This is a genomic window from Chromohalobacter sp. HP20-39, from assembly GCF_033052815.1.
GTDB lineage: Bacteria > Pseudomonadota > Gammaproteobacteria > Pseudomonadales > Halomonadaceae > Chromohalobacter.
In genome coordinates this window covers 1-230 of sequence record NZ_JAWHTP010001247.1, presented here as the reverse complement: position 1 = coordinate 230, position 230 = coordinate 1, and the positions used below count along the sequence as shown (strand labels likewise).

General features: G+C 67.8%; 1 protein-coding gene. It reads right to left on the bottom strand.

Annotated elements, in window-relative coordinates:
• Positions 1 to 230 (bottom strand): hypothetical protein (locus RVY79_RS21855; RefSeq protein ID WP_317466720.1); only part of this gene is annotated, 230 nt, incomplete at both ends.

The window sequence follows — 230 nt, the reverse complement described above, 5'->3', positions numbered from 1 at the left end:
CGCTCTGGATGATGTTGATCCGTGCCAGCGCGCGCCAGGTGCCGCCCACCGCGTAGAAGGTGCGGCCGCGGCCGGTCTTGAGCTGGGCGACGCCGAGCAGCTCGTTCTTGACGATGCGTTCGGCGCGCTTGAGCGATTTGTTCGAGAGGTCTTGCAGCGCGAGGCTGCCGAGCGGCAGCGTGACGCCGCTGCGCACGCGGTTGCCCTTGACGTCGATCAGTTCGAGCGAG